The sequence below is a fragment of the Pedobacter africanus genome, from assembly GCF_040548825.1.
Lineage (GTDB): Bacteria > Bacteroidota > Bacteroidia > Sphingobacteriales > Sphingobacteriaceae > Pedobacter > Pedobacter africanus_A.
Genome location: NZ_JBEPSL010000003.1, coordinates 277,173 through 291,058 on the forward strand (window position 1 = coordinate 277,173; position 13,886 = coordinate 291,058).

General features: G+C 45.7%; 13 protein-coding genes. 9 read left to right on the forward strand and 4 right to left on the reverse strand.

The window, feature by feature from the left end:
* Positions 1 to 62 precede the first annotated feature (62 nt).
* Positions 63 to 740 (reverse strand): CAP domain-containing protein, encoded by a 678-nt coding sequence (locus tag ABIE26_RS16815; RefSeq protein ID WP_310143917.1) that lies wholly within the window; start codon positions 738 to 740, stop codon positions 63 to 65.
* Positions 741 to 1,091: 351 nt separating this feature from the next.
* On the opposite strand from ABIE26_RS16815, the gene ABIE26_RS16820 reads away from it, so the two are divergent.
* The 5 genes from ABIE26_RS16820 to ABIE26_RS16840 are packed head-to-tail and all read left to right on the forward strand — an operon-like array spanning position 1,092 to position 7,034.
* The gene (locus ABIE26_RS16820) at positions 1,092 to 2,216 is read left to right on the forward strand and encodes a porin (protein ID WP_310143919.1); all 1,125 of its coding nucleotides are present in this window, start codon (positions 1,092 to 1,094) and stop codon (positions 2,214 to 2,216) included.
* A 29-nt stretch (positions 2,217 to 2,245) separates the two neighbouring features.
* The gene (locus ABIE26_RS16825; RefSeq protein ID WP_310143922.1) at positions 2,246 to 3,676 is read left to right on the forward strand and encodes an anion permease; all 1,431 of its coding nucleotides are present in this window, start codon (positions 2,246 to 2,248) and stop codon (positions 3,674 to 3,676) included.
* A 10-nt stretch (positions 3,677 to 3,686) separates the two neighbouring features.
* Positions 3,687 to 4,370, forward strand: coding sequence for a succinate dehydrogenase cytochrome b subunit (locus ABIE26_RS16830; RefSeq protein WP_310143926.1), 684 nt, complete (start codon positions 3,687 to 3,689; stop codon positions 4,368 to 4,370).
* The gene (locus ABIE26_RS16835; RefSeq protein WP_310143929.1) at positions 4,361 to 6,277 is read left to right on the forward strand and encodes a fumarate reductase/succinate dehydrogenase flavoprotein subunit; all 1,917 of its coding nucleotides are present in this window, start codon (positions 4,361 to 4,363) and stop codon (positions 6,275 to 6,277) included. Before ABIE26_RS16830 ends, ABIE26_RS16835 begins: the two co-directional genes overlap by 10 nt.
* A 10-nt stretch (positions 6,278 to 6,287) precedes the next feature.
* Positions 6,288 to 7,034 (forward strand): succinate dehydrogenase/fumarate reductase iron-sulfur subunit, encoded by a 747-nt coding sequence (locus ABIE26_RS16840; protein ID WP_310143931.1) that lies wholly within the window; start codon positions 6,288 to 6,290, stop codon positions 7,032 to 7,034.
* Positions 7,035 to 7,123: 89 nt separating this feature from the next.
* Here the strand turns inward: ABIE26_RS16840 and ABIE26_RS16845 are convergent, their stop codons facing one another.
* From ABIE26_RS16845 to ABIE26_RS16855, 3 genes are all read right to left on the reverse strand, one after another.
* Complete coding sequence (locus ABIE26_RS16845; protein ID WP_310143934.1) at positions 7,124 to 7,660, reverse strand: outer membrane beta-barrel protein; 537 nt, start codon at positions 7,658 to 7,660, stop codon at positions 7,124 to 7,126.
* A 146-nt stretch (positions 7,661 to 7,806) separates the two neighbouring features.
* Entirely contained in the window at positions 7,807 to 8,478 is a 672-nt protein-coding gene (locus ABIE26_RS16850; RefSeq protein WP_310143936.1) for a porin family protein, read from the reverse strand.
* A 152-nt stretch (positions 8,479 to 8,630) separates the two neighbouring features.
* Complete coding sequence (locus ABIE26_RS16855) at positions 8,631 to 9,341, reverse strand: ATP-binding cassette domain-containing protein (RefSeq protein ID WP_310143939.1); 711 nt, start codon at positions 9,339 to 9,341, stop codon at positions 8,631 to 8,633.
* 105 nt (positions 9,342 to 9,446) lie between these two features.
* On the opposite strand from ABIE26_RS16855, the gene ABIE26_RS16860 reads away from it, so the two are divergent.
* From ABIE26_RS16860 to gldG, 4 genes are read left to right on the forward strand one after another with little or no spacing between them, the layout of a single operon-like run.
* Positions 9,447 to 10,937 carry a glycine--tRNA ligase gene (locus ABIE26_RS16860; protein ID WP_310143942.1) on the forward strand — a complete coding sequence of 497 codons (1,491 nt, stop codon included), beginning with the start codon at positions 9,447 to 9,449 and terminating at the stop codon, positions 10,935 to 10,937.
* A gap of 8 nt (positions 10,938 to 10,945) precedes the next feature.
* Positions 10,946 to 11,467: a hypothetical protein gene (locus ABIE26_RS16865; protein WP_310143945.1), complete on the forward strand. Its 522-nt coding sequence runs from the start codon at positions 10,946 to 10,948 to the stop codon at positions 11,465 to 11,467.
* 7 nt (positions 11,468 to 11,474) lie between these two features.
* On the forward strand, positions 11,475 to 12,203 hold the full coding sequence (gene gldF, locus ABIE26_RS16870) for a gliding motility-associated ABC transporter permease subunit GldF (RefSeq protein ID WP_310143947.1): 729 nt from the start codon (positions 11,475 to 11,477) through the stop codon (positions 12,201 to 12,203).
* Positions 12,197 to 13,876 (forward strand): gliding motility-associated ABC transporter substrate-binding protein GldG, encoded by a 1,680-nt coding sequence (gldG, locus tag ABIE26_RS16875; protein ID WP_310143950.1) that lies wholly within the window; start codon positions 12,197 to 12,199, stop codon positions 13,874 to 13,876. The genes gldF and gldG overlap by 7 nt, the downstream gene beginning before the upstream one ends.
* Positions 13,877 to 13,886: the final 10 nt, after the last annotated feature.

Consider the following 13,886-nt stretch of genomic DNA (forward strand, 5'->3'; position numbering starts at 1 on the left):
CTGCAAATTTCGATACATTTTTATCAAAATCAAAAAATATAGCCATGTATTTTATTTATATGTTAATCTGGCAGGCTTACAAAATCAATCACTGCGCAATAGCGGTAGGTTTTGTGCGGTTGTATGCTTAATCCTACTGTATTTAACTGGTATGAGGTGTTCAAAATGAGTTTCCTGTGGCCCAGGTCAGGTACTCCTTTATCGATCAGGAGCAGGCAGATGTTGCCGAGTCCGCTCGAAAAACCAAAAGCCAGGTTTTCCCCGCTGGATCTTTTCGGGTACAGTTTTCCGATCCGGTCTTTAGGGGTTCTTCCATCGCTGGAGTTGTGCTTGGCAAAATTGTTCCTGCCCAGATCTTTTGCATGTAGCTTAGCTACCTGGCTTAGCGCTTCATCCGGCCAGAAAACAGGCAGCAGTTTGATGTTTTTAAGGTCGTTTTTCAGGCTGCGGTAATACTTATCGTTCCTGTCTATCTTTAACCTTTCATAATTGCTGTATTGTTTCATCTGCTCATTGTGTGCATCAATAAAGTCCTGTAAAAAGGTGTTAAAGAATCGTTCTCCGTCCATCCGCGCAAGGTTCATGTAAATCACCATGTCTTTTTCTTCACCGCTAAGGTAATCGGCATTCCCGGCTGTATTGGCCATCCTCAATTCTTCTTTGGTCCAGCCATTGGTGTTTTGTGCTTGCAGGGTTAGGACTGACAGGATAAAAAAGGTAAATGCTAGTAAGGGTCTCATAGGCTCAGCTGAGCAAAACTTAAGCCAGTTTAATGTTCCTCTGTAGTACCATTGCTGTTCTAGAGTTAGACTTTATCCGCTTCGCAGTCTCGTCGGGGTTTCTTCGGACTTTCTTCGGGGTTTGTTTGGTTTGAGGCGAGGAAAACCCGAAGAAAGTCCGGCTCGGCACCGGGGCAGTTAACCGTTTACTTAAGGTGTATACTGGATGTCCGATACCGGGTGTGTAAGCTGTCCTCTATTTTGCAGGAAGCCATGAGCATATCCTGTTTTTACGATTAAGTTAAACACAAAACTAAATGAAGAAAATTTTGTTTATATTAGTATACCACTACCCACCTAATTAAAGCGCCTATGAAGCTCTCTTACTTCAAACAAACCTGCTTTTACCTTTTGTTGTTTTTACCTGCGCTGATAAATGCCCAGGGAATAAATGTGAACTTGTCTGAAAAAAGCAAAATCAATTTCTCCGGAATGCTGCAAACGCAATTTAACTATTCGCTGGATAAAGATGTAGACATAGCCGGAAAGCACCATACCGGAACCGAGTATTTTTCACGAAATTCTTTTTCTGTAAAACGTGCCCGGCTTCAACTGAACGCGACCATCAGCGACCGCATCAATGCAGTTATCCTGGTCAACTTTGGCGATTTTACAGGTAACCCCCAAAATAAGGTGCTCGAAAATGCCTTTATCAAGTACAGTATAAACGACTATGTGAATTTTCAATTTGGTCAGTTCAGGCCGCAGTTTGGTCAGGAAGACAATTATCCTGTAGATTTTGTGCGCTCCATAGATTATTCCAACGGGTATTATCTTTTTGGCGCCAACAGCTGGCAGAGTTTTCAGATTGGGGCCAGCTATTTCGGGTCAATTAAAGACCTCGCTGTACCCATAAAATATTATATCGGTGTTTACAACGGGAACAACCGGAACCAAACCGGCGATAACGACGATGGAAAGATCGTCCCGGCGCGACTGGTGTTTGGCCTGGGGAAAAGTACGGAACTGGGCCTGAGCGGAGGTGCGGGTAAAAATATGGGCCAGAAAATTTGGGCCTGGGGTGCGGATATCGACTATAAAAAACAGCTGGATGAAAGGTGGAACATAGAAATGGTTTCGGAGTATAAACAAGGGGTAAACAGTGTTGCTTATTTTGACCAGACCGACCCGCTCGTACCAGTCGGCCATTTTGGAATGCGGGGCATTTATCTGCAGCCAAACGCCGGTTATAGCTTTAAGCATACACGCCTGAAAAGCCTGGAGGTAGCCTTTCGCTATGAATACCTGGATGCCGATTTTAAACAGCAGGGCAATGCCAGGCAAAGTTATATTCCTATGGTGAGTGCTTCTTTTGCCGAAGCTTATGCCATCAGGGTGCAGGTTGGTCTGCTGATGGACAGGTATCAAAACAACATACCGAATACCACGCAGTACAATACCAACAGGCTGATTTGCCAGGTGCAGGCCAGATTTTAATTGTCGGAACTAAACAATAAAATATACCCATGAAAGAGATCAACTACAAAATGATTCTGGTAACCCTGGCCTTTGGGTTACTGATCTGGTTCATTCCCGTGCCGGAAGGCGTAAAACCTGAAGCCTGGCATTTACTGGCCATTTTCCTGGCCACCATTCTGGGCATTATCCTTAAAGCGGCATCTATGGGTACCATGTCTATGATTGCCATTGCCATAGTAGCTTTAACAGGCGTGCTTGCCCCGGGTAACCCGGGTAAGTCCATCTCTTTGGCCCTGAGTAGCTTTGGTGATAAAGTGATCTGGCTTATCGGCATTTCCTTTTTCATTGCCCGGGGCTTTATAAAAACCGGGCTGGGCAGTAGGATTGCCTATCTTTTCATCCGGATATTCGGCAGAAGTTCATTGGGGCTGGGTTATGGCCTTGGCCTGGCAGATCTGGTACTTGCTCCGGCCATTCCGAGCAATACGGCCCGGGGAGGGGGGATCATTTATCCCATCATGAAATCTATGGCGCTTAATTTTGGTTCAGTCCCCGAACAGCCCGAAACACACCGCAAGCTGGGCGCTTACCTGTCGCTTAACTGTTACAACATCAACCTCATTACCTCTTCGATGTTCCTTACCGCCACGGCAAGTAACCCGATGTGCCAGAAATTTGCGGCCGACCTGGGCATACACATCACCTGGATGTCATGGATGTGGGCTGCATTGATACCAGGGATCGTATCATTGATTGCCATCCCTTATATCCTCTACAAGATTTATCCCCCTGAACTGAAAAAGACCCAGGGCGCTACAAAGATGGCAGCAGAAAAGCTGAAAGAAATGGGCGCGGTTACCCGCAATGAGTGGCTGATGCTGACTGCTTTTTTTGTGCTGCTGTTCCTGTGGATCACCGGTGATATTTTTAAGATTGATGCCACCACCACCGCATTTATAGGCCTTGTGTTTTTATTGCTTTCGCAGGTGCTGACCTGGGACGATGTGAAGAGTGAGAAAAATGCCTGGGACACCATCGTATGGTTTTCGGCCCTGGTGATGATGGGCAGTGCCCTGAACCAGCTGGGTTTAATCCCCTGGTTTAGCGAATTGGTAAAAGCTAAAATAGGTCATATGAGCTGGACAATGGCCTTTCCCATCATTATCCTGGTTTATTTTTATAGTCATTACATGTTTGCCAGTGCAACTGCGCATGTGGCCTCCATGTATGCCGCTTTGCTGGGGGTTGGTGTTTCGGTAGGCATCCCGCCTATGCTGCTGGCCTTATCCTTAGGTTTTTGCGGTGGTATTTACGGCACTTTAACCCATTACGGCCATGGTCCTGCGCCGGTATTTTTTGGAAGTACCTTTGTTGAAGTGAAAGAATGGTGGTCGCGCGGTTTTATACTGAGCATCATCTTTATCGTGATCTGGATGGGGATAGGCGGGCTGTGGTGGAAAGCAATAGGTGTTTATTAATTTTTTATCTATGGATCAGAAAGGTACATTTTCTACCCTGATGCGTAAAACGCTGATGGCGCTCACAGGATTGTTCCTGTGCTTTTTCCTGGTAATCCATTTGCTGGGCAATCTGCAGCTGCTCTTGCCTGCAGCGCAGGCGCGGGAAAGCTTTAACAGTTATTCCCAGCTTTTATCGGGTAATATTTTCATTAAAATCATTTCCTATGTGCTGTATACATCTATTGTCATCCATTGCCTGGACGCACTGCTCATTACACTGAAAAATAAAAAAGTAGCAGGCAAGTACCTGCACGATCAGCGGACGGTATCGAGCAGGTGGTATTCGCGCAATATGGGTATTCTGGGTACCATCATACTGGTTTTTCTGGTTTTTCATTTTAAGGACTTCTGGTACCAGTATAAATTCGGCGATCTGCCCCTTGATCAGCAGGGACACAAAGATTTGTATGGCGTGGTAGTTGGGGTTTACCGCGACTGGTGGTATGTGCTGTTGTATATGCTGGCCATGTTTGCTGTCGGTTTCCACCTGCTGCACGGCTTTTTCAGCGCGGCCCGCAGTCTGGGTGTTTATCACCCTAAATATGTACGATGGATCAGGGTTTTTGGTGCCTGGTACAGTTATATCATTGCCATCGGCTTTGCCATTATACCCCTTTATATTTACCTAAGCCAATATGTTTTATGGAACTGAACGCAAAAATACCTCCCGGTCCGTTAAAAGATAAATGGAATTATTATAAAGACCATGCAAAGCTGGTGAATCCGGCAAACCGTAAAAAGCTGGATGTGATTGTGGTGGGGACCGGACTTGCAGGCAGCTCTGCTGCGGCATCGCTGGCCGAGATGGGCTATCATGTTACGGCTTTCTGCTTTCAGGACTCGGCCAGGCGCGCGCATTCTGTAGCTGCCCAGGGTGGGGTTAATGCGGCTAAAAACTATAAAAATGATGGCGATAGCGTTTACCGTATGTTTTATGATACGATTAAGGGCGGCGATTTCCGCTCGCGCGAAGCCAATGTATACCGGCTGGCAGAGTGTTCCGCCCAGCTGATCGATCAGGCCGTGGCACAGGGTGTGCCTTTTGGCCGGGAGTATGGCGGCTATTTAAACAACCGTTCTTTTGGTGGCGTACAGGTAAGCCGTACTTTTTATGCCAGGGGGCAAACCGGTCAGCAATTGCTGCTGGGCGCCTATCAGGCTTTGATGCGCCAGGTGGCTGCCAAAGGAGTAACATTGCATACGCGGCATGAGATGATGGAACTGGTTGTGGTGGATGGAAAGGCCAGGGGCATAATTGTACGTAACCTCGACACAGGCGAGATCGAAAGGCATACTGCACATGCAGTAATTCTGGCTACCGGTGGCTTTGGCAAGATTTATTATTTGTCTACCCTGGCCATGGGCTGCAATGCATCGGCCATTTGGCGGGCGCATAAGAAAGGGGCATTTATGGCTTGCCCGAGCTGGACGCAGGTGCACCCCACCTCGCTGCCGCAATCTGGAAGCTATCAGTCTAAGCTCACGCTGATGTCGGAGTCGTTAAGAAACGATGGCAGGATCTGGGTGCCATTGAAAGCTGCTGAAGAGCGGGCGCCAAACGACATCCCGGAGGCCGAACGCGATTATTACCTGGAACGACGATACCCTGCCTTCGGTAACCTGGCGCCACGCGATATCTCTTCGCGTGCTGCGAAAGAAAGGATAGATGCTGGCTTTGGGGTTGGGCCGCAAAAGAATGCAGTTTATCTCGATTTTTCTAAAGCCATAAAAGAACAGGGCAAACAAAAGATCAAAGAAAAATACGGCAACCTGTTTGATATGTACCGTAAAATTACAGCTTCGGATGCCTATACAGAGCCCATGATGATATCGCCGGCGGCACATTTTTCTATGGGCGGTTTGTGGGTAGACTATGAACTGATGACCACCATACCCGGATTGTTTGCATTGGGGGAAGCCAACTTTGCCGACCATGGGGCCAACCGCCTGGGCGCAAACTCCCTGCTGCAGGCTTGTGTGGATGGGTATTTTGTGGCTCCTTATACGGTTTCCAATTACCTTTCGGGGGAGATTAAAGAACCCAGGCTGGATCTGGAGAGGCAAGAGTTTGTAGACGCAGAGGTAAGTGTAAGGGCACAGCTTTCCGGCCTGCTGGAAATTAAGGGCAGTAAAACCAGCGACCATTACCATAAAACTTTGGGTAAGCTGCTTTACGATTATTGCGGCTTGTCGAGGAGCAGGGAAGGGTTGCTGAAAGCCATAACGGGTATCCGGGAGTTGCGTAACGACTTTTACAGTAACCTGAAGGTTTCGGGCGAAGAAGATGAAATGAACGGGGAACTGGAGAAGGCAGGTCGGGTGGCCGATTACTTGGAAGTGGCAGAACTGATGTGCCAGGATGCGCTGACCCGTGAAGAATCCTGCGGGGCGCATTTCAGGGAAGAATACCAGAGCCCTGAAGGTGAGGCGCTGCGGAACGACGAGAAGTTTTGTTTCGTTTCTGCCTGGGCGTACCAGGGAGCAGGTAAGGAAGAGGTGCTGGTACCCGAACCCTTAAAATTTGAAAATGTTGAACTGGCAGTAAGGAGCTATAAATAACAGTAAGGTTATGAAGATATATCTGAAAATCTGGAGGCAGAGTGATGCAGGGAGTGAAGGTAAACTGGTTGATTATGAATTGGATGGGGTGATCCCCCATATGTCATTCCTGGAAATGATGGACACGCTGAATGAAAAGCTGGTGCTGGCGGGTGACAGGCCTGTGGAGTTTGATCACGACTGCAGGGAGGGGATTTGCGGGCAATGCGGTATGATGATCAACGGCCGGGCGCATGGACCGGTAGCACATCTGACCACTTGTCAGCTGCACATGCGCGAGTTTAAGGATGGGGATACCATTTATGTAGAACCCTTCCGGGCAATGGCCTTTCCGGTAAAGCGCGATTTGAAGGTAGACCGCTCGGCTTTCGACAGGATCATCATGTCTGGTGGCTTTGTGTCGGTAAATACCGGACAGGCACCCGAGGCCAATGGCATTCCCGTTAGTCATGAAGCTGCGGAATCGGCTTTTGATTCTGCAGCCTGTATTGGCTGCGGGGCTTGTGTAGCTACCTGTAAAAACTCCAGTGCAGCTCTGTTTACTTCTGCCAAAATAGCGCACCTGGCTAAACTGCCGCAAGGCAAGGTAGAATCCCGTAAAAGGGCACTGGCCATGGTAAGACAGATGGATGCCGAAGCATTCGGGCATTGCAGCAATACAGAAGCCTGTGAGGTAGAATGCCCGCAAAACATATCGGTATTGAATATTGCCAGGATGAACTGGGAGTATACTTTGAGCAGTGTTTTAAAGAAGTAAAATTACCGTTTCCATCTATATTAACCAGTCATTAAAAAAGCCCTGTTTGATAATTCAAACAGGGCTTTTTGATAATTTTTAATTCTTGACTACAAACCGAAGTTCCAGGCCAGTCTTAAACCAATGAAAGAAAGAGTTCCATCTTTAGACCATCCTTCATAACGGCCCCCCAGTTCGATAGTTGATTTGTCTGCAACTGGAAACTCAACGCCAACACCTGGAGCATAAGCGAAAGCAGTTCCCGTTCCGTCTTTAGTTCCAAACACAGCACCAAGTTCTCCACCTACATAGATGTTTTCTGCAAGGAAATACCTTAAGCCGGCTTTTACAGGGATATAACCAGCGTTGCCACCATCTACAGTACCAATTCCAGGAATATCAAGATCTTTTCCTTGAAAATTTAAATATCCAGCGCTACCTGTCAGGTTCAATTTATTTGCAATTGGGTGTTGGTAAAGTAAAGAACCTCCCACACCAAATTTAGAAACATCACCAAAATCTCCAATTGGGAAACCGAATTCAGCGCCTATACCTAATTTAGGTCCTGACATTGCTGCATCTTGTGCATTAGCAGAAGTAAATGCAAATAAACCTGCGATAGCTGTTAGTAGAAATAATTTTTTCATGTGTTTTTTATTTAATTTCTAATTGATTTATTCCATAGACACAAAAACTTTGCCATTGTTACAGGAGAATTAAATAATTTATGAATATTTAACACGAAAAAACGCCTGCCGAAACCGACAGACGTTTTTTCTGTAAATTAGTTAGACTAGAAAGAAAACCCTAATCCAACTGACAATACTCTGTTGTTTACTTTAATGTCGTCAGAATCCTGAGCAATATTACCCAATCCTAATCCGTATCCGGCGTGAATGTTAAAGCCATTACCCAATTGGTAACCACCTAAAAAGTTTACGCCAAAATCTCCACGTTTAACGTCGCCATCTTTACCGAATTCAACATCACTATCTGTTGAAGAAGATATTTTCTGGCCGTCTATGTTTCCACTGATTTTGGCTTTGTCTTTACCACTAACAGCAATGCCATAATATGGACCTGCACCTAAAAATACCTTTCCATTGCCAGCTGGGAAACTGAAAACGGCATTAACAGGGATTTCTATGTACATTAAATTTCTTTTGGCTGTAGCAGTCACCTTGCCACTAACATCACCATCTGAAAAATCTTCTGTACCTTCAAGTTTCATTCCTTTACCTGATAGTAATAAGCCTGGCTGAACAGAGAAAATTTCACTTACAGCAAAGTCAACGGTACCTCCTACATAAAAAGAAGGATTTAACTTAACATCACCCATCTCTTCTCCATCAGAAGAGACCTTGGCAAAGTTAGCGCCAGCTTTAATACCAAATTTAACCGGACTTTGAGCAGAAGCAGCAATACCTGCTCCCACTATCATTAATGATAGTAATAATTTTTTCATTTTGTTGGTTTGTTTTTTACGTTAATCTATTTGATTTTAATCGTAAGCGACAAGAATATCGCTTATTTTTCGCCAAAGGTAAAATCATTGTTTAATAAAACGAAAAAAACATAGTTTTTCCCTCAAAAATCCCCCTTCAGAGGGTAGAAAATTTAACTGTAGGTGAGTGTTCTGAAAATTTCCTCCAATGTGGCGCCGGAATGCTGTGCCTTAAGGCCAGTAATGGTGTCGTTGGCAACGATGCTTCCTTTATTGATGATGATCACATCGTCACAAACCGCTTCTACCTCCTGCATGATGTGTGTGGAAAGGATAACGGTTTTGTCTCTGCCCAGGTTCCTGATGAGTTCCCGGATATCGCTAAGCTGGTTTGGGTCCAGACCGGAGGTAGGTTCGTCCAGGATCAGCACTTCCGGATCGTGCACAATGGCCTGAGCCAGCCCGACCCGTTGTTTATAGCCTTTGGACAGCATCCCGATCTTCTTGTGCTGTTCGGCAGTTAAACCTGTTTTTCTGATCGTTTCCTCCACTTTTAAAGCGGCATCTTTCAGCTTGTAGGTGCTGGCTGCAAACAATAAGAATTCCTTTACATACATGTCGGTATACAAAGGGGTATTTTCGGGCAGGTAGCCCATGATCTTTTTCATTTCCAGTGCCTGCACCTGCACGTCATAGCCGGCCAGACTGGCAGTGCCGGATGTTGGTTTTAAATAGCCGGTAAGCATACGCATGGTGGTCGACTTGCCCGCTCCATTTGGCCCAAGGAAACCCAGTATCCTTCCTGGTTTTGCTTCAAAACTAATCCCGTCAACAGCTTTTTGTTTATCGAAATGTTTGGCTAACTGATGTACTTTAATGCTCAATTGATTTAATTTTTAGGTTTGCACCGGAGATCATTTTCAAAAGTAGGAAAAACAGGTTCTCATTCATGAAAACCATTAAAATATTTTATCTAAGTTTGCATCATTATGGCAAAGAATACTAACGACGAACAATTTAAAAATGTAATATCACACGCCAAGGAATATGGTTTTGTATTTCAAAGCAGCGAAATTTATGACGGACTGAGCGCAGTTTATGATTACGGACAGCTGGGTGCAGAATTAAAGAACAACATCAAGACCTATTGGTGGAAAGCCATGGTGCAAATGCATGAAAATATTGTGGGGATAGATTCTGCCATTTTTATGCACCCTAAAGTATGGAAGGCCAGCGGCCATGTGGATGGTTTTAACGATCCGATGATCGACAATAAAGATTCCAAGAAACGCTATCGTGCCGACCAGTTACTGGAGGATAAAATAGCCCGTTATGAAAAAGACGGTAAAACAGATAAAGCGGCCAAACTGCAGGCCGATATGGATGAGGCACTTAAAGCCGAAAACCTGCAGCAACTAAAGACCTTAATTGAGCAGCATGAAATTGCCTGTCCTGTAAGCGGAACTAAAAACTGGACAGAGGTACGACAGTTTAACCTGATGTTCAGTACGCAGTTTGGAGCTATGGCAGAGGGTTCTGAGGAAGTTTACCTGCGCCCGGAAACCGCCCAGGGAATTTTTGTGAACTTCCTGAATGTACAAAAATCAGGACGTATGAAAATTCCTTTCGGAATTGCCCAGATTGGTAAAGCTTTTAGAAATGAAGTGATTGCCCGCCAGTTCATCATGCGGATGCGCGAGTTTGAACAGATGGAAATGCAGTTCTTTGTAAGGCCTGGCGAAGACCAGAAATGGTTTGCCTACTGGAAAGAAGCGCGGCTGAAATGGCACAAGGCTTTGGGTACTTCAGCTGAAAAATACCGTTACCACGATCACGTAAAACTGGCGCATTATGCCAATGCCGCAACAGATATTGAGTTTGAATTTCCTTTCGGCTTTAAAGAAGTAGAAGGTATCCACAGCCGTACTGATTTTGACCTTTCGCAGCACGAAAAATTCTCGGGTAAGAAGATGCAGTATTTTGACAATGATCTTAACGAAGAGGGCAAGCCTTATGGCAATTATGTACCTTATGTAATTGAAACTTCTATCGGTTTAGACCGCATGTTCCTGCTTACCCTGATCAATGCCTTTGAAGAGGAAGACCTGAGCACCGAAGAAAAACAGGACAGCAGAACACTGCTGCGCCTGCATCCTTGTCTTGCCCCGTATAAAGTGGCTATCTTCCCTTTAACCAAGAAAGACGGACTGCCTGAAAAAGCAAGGGAAATTATGGATAACCTGAAACTGGATTTCAACTGCATTTATGAAGAAAAAGATGCCATTGGAAAACGTTACCGTCGCCAGGATGCCATTGGAACGCCTTTCTGCGTTACCGTGGACCATCAGACCCTGGAAGACAATACGGTAACCATCCGCCACCGCGATACCATGGAGCAGCAGCGCATCGAGATTAAACACCTGGATGAACTGATTGCCAGCAAAACCAGCTGGAAAACCCTGTTGAGAAAAGATCTATAAGTACAAATATGCTGAAGAAAATTTCATTCCTGTCGCTGGCCCTTTTTTTAATGTTTAACCAGTTGAATGCACAAACCAAATCAAGGGAATCGCAGATTGGCCTTGGTCTGGAGGGCGCTTTTCCGGTTGGCGATTTTAAAGATGTTGCCGATTATGCGATCGGTGTTTCATTACTGTACCAGAAACCCGTTGCCGATAACCTGAGCATTACCGGTAATGTGGGATATTTAAGGTTTCATGGACCCGACGTTTTTACCAACATCAAATACAAGGAAGGTTTTGTACCCATAAAGGCTGGAGCCAGGTATTTTTTTGGCAGCAAGGTTTATGCTGCTGCAGAGTTGGGTGTTTCCATATCCACTGCCAGCGGCTCGGGATCTGGTACTTCCTTTGTTTATGTGCCAGGCCTGGGTACCACATGGCCTGTAGGCAAAAACGGAAGCCTGGATATTGGGCTCAGGTACGAGAGCTGGACAAGAAGCGGCGGTACACGTTCATTTGCCGGAATACGGGCAGGATATAATTTTTAGAGGATGCATGTACGCCGTTTTTAAAAGGGAATTGTTCAGTCAGCTAAATTCGCTGATGGCCTATATTACTATTGGGGTGTTCCTGCTGGCTGCAGGTTTGCTGCTTTGGTTTTTTCCTGATACATCTATACTGGATTACGGCTATGCTGAACTGACTGGTTTCTTTAGCCTGGCGCCCTTCCTGTTTATGTTTCTGATCCCTGCGCTTAGCATGCGTTCTTTTGCAGAAGAAAGAAGAGAGGGCACCTATATTTTACTGGCTACAAGGCCGCTTGGCGACTGGCAGATTTTACTGGCCAAATACTTTGCCTGTTTGTTACTGGTAGTGTTTGCTTTGCTGCCCACACTGATCTATTATTATGCTGTTGTCCAGTTGGGTATGCCCAAAGGCAACATAGATACCGGTGCAGTAATTGGTTCCTATATAGGGCTGCTGTTGCTGGGGGCTGCCTTTGCCGCGATCGGTATTTTTGCCTCTTCCATCACCAAAAACCAGGTCACTGCTTTTGCCATAGCCGTGTTTACCTGCTTTATTTGTTATATGGGCTTTGATGCCATGAGCCATGTGTTTGCCCTCAGGTATTTTGAAACGGCACTGCTCGCGCTGAGTGTAAATGAACACTATCAATCGATGAGCAGAGGGGTGCTGGACACCAGGGACCTCATCTACTTTATCAGCTTTGTATTGCTCTTTCTTACGGCAACACGGCTGGCCATAGGAGGTCGGAAATGGTAAACAACAGGAAAAACTGGCTGAATGCAGGCATTGTCCTTGCCCTGGTTGTTTTGGCCAATATCGCATCGCTGTATATTTATACCAGGATAGATTTTACGAAGGAAAAACGGTTTACGCTTAGTGATAAGACAAGAACCATTTTAAAAAAGGCCCAAAAGCCCATTGTGATCACCGTTTTTCTGGATGGCGATTTGCCGGCAGCCTTTAAACGTTTACAAGCGGCAACCAAAGATCTGCTGACCGATTACCGGGCTTATTCAGGTAAAGCGGTTAAAGTTATATTTACAGACCCTCTGAGCGGGCTGTCTGCGGCAGAACAGGATACGGTCATCAATCAGCTGTACCAGCTGGGCGTGGAGCCGACCAATCTCAACATCAAAAACGACAATGGTTTTGCCCAGAAAACCATCTTCCCCATGGCTATAGTGGAAGCCGGAGAAAACCATTTTCCGGTGAAGCTGCTGCAAAACCTGAATGCTGAGGGGAACTATGAAGAAAACATCAACAATTCCATACAGAATCTGGAATATGTGTTTACCTCGGCCATACAAAAGGTATTGAGCGGGCAGCATCCCAGGATAGGCTTTACCGAAGGCAACGGGGAGTTGTCTGACCAGCATTTAAACGATGCCATCAAAAGCCTGTCTGACAGCTATGAGGTGGGCAGGGTAAACCTGAACCTGATTGACCGGGCCGGACTGGATAAGCTAAAGCTACTGGTTATTGCAAAACCCCAGAAAGAATTTACCGAAGCCGAAAAATATAAGCTCAATTACTTTGTGATGAACGGAGGACGTGTGGTATGGTGTGTAGACCAGGTGAGTGCCGATCTGGATAGCTTAAAAGGGAAAACTGAGCAAATGGCCTTTAACCGGAAACTAAACCTGGACGATATGCTGTTTATCTACGGGGCCAGGGTAAATTATAACCTCATTGCCGATGCCAACTGCGCAGAGATCCCTTTAACGATGGGTGGCCCGCAGGGAGAAATTCAAATGGCCCCCTGGGTATATTATCCTTTACTGATGCCAGATACTGCTGTTGCGCTGGTAAAGAACATAGACGGCGTTAGAAGCGAGTTTGTAAGTACAGTAGATACGATAGCGGTAAAAGGGATCAGCAAAAAGATGATCTTGCGCAGTTCGCCCTTCAATAAGGTTTTTAATGCACCAAAAATGCTTTCCCTGCAAATGGTGGCCGAGCAGCCAGACCCGCGCGACTATGCAAGTGTGCCGCAGGTAACCGGGGTGCTGCTGGAAGGGATTTTTCCTTCCGTATTTTTGAACAGGGGACTGCCTGTCGGTATTGATGAAGCCTATCCTTTGCCTGTTGTGGCAAAGCCTTCAAAAATGGTAGTGATCGGCGATGGTGATGTATTCAAAAACCAGGTCAGTAGCCGGGATGGCTCTGCTTTTCCGCTTGGCTTCGACCGATATACGCAACGGAACTACGGAAATAAAGCATTGTTGTTAAATCTTGCCGATTATTTGTCGAATGATGACAATTTAATTGAACTGCGCAATAAAGAGGTTAAAATCAGGTTATTGGATAAGGCACGTTTGCGCAACGAAAAGCTGCAATGGCAGCTGGTTAATATCCTCGCTCCTTTATTATTGTTAATATCATTCGCAATTTTTCAACATTATTACCGTAAACATAAGTATGCAAGGTAATTTTTATATT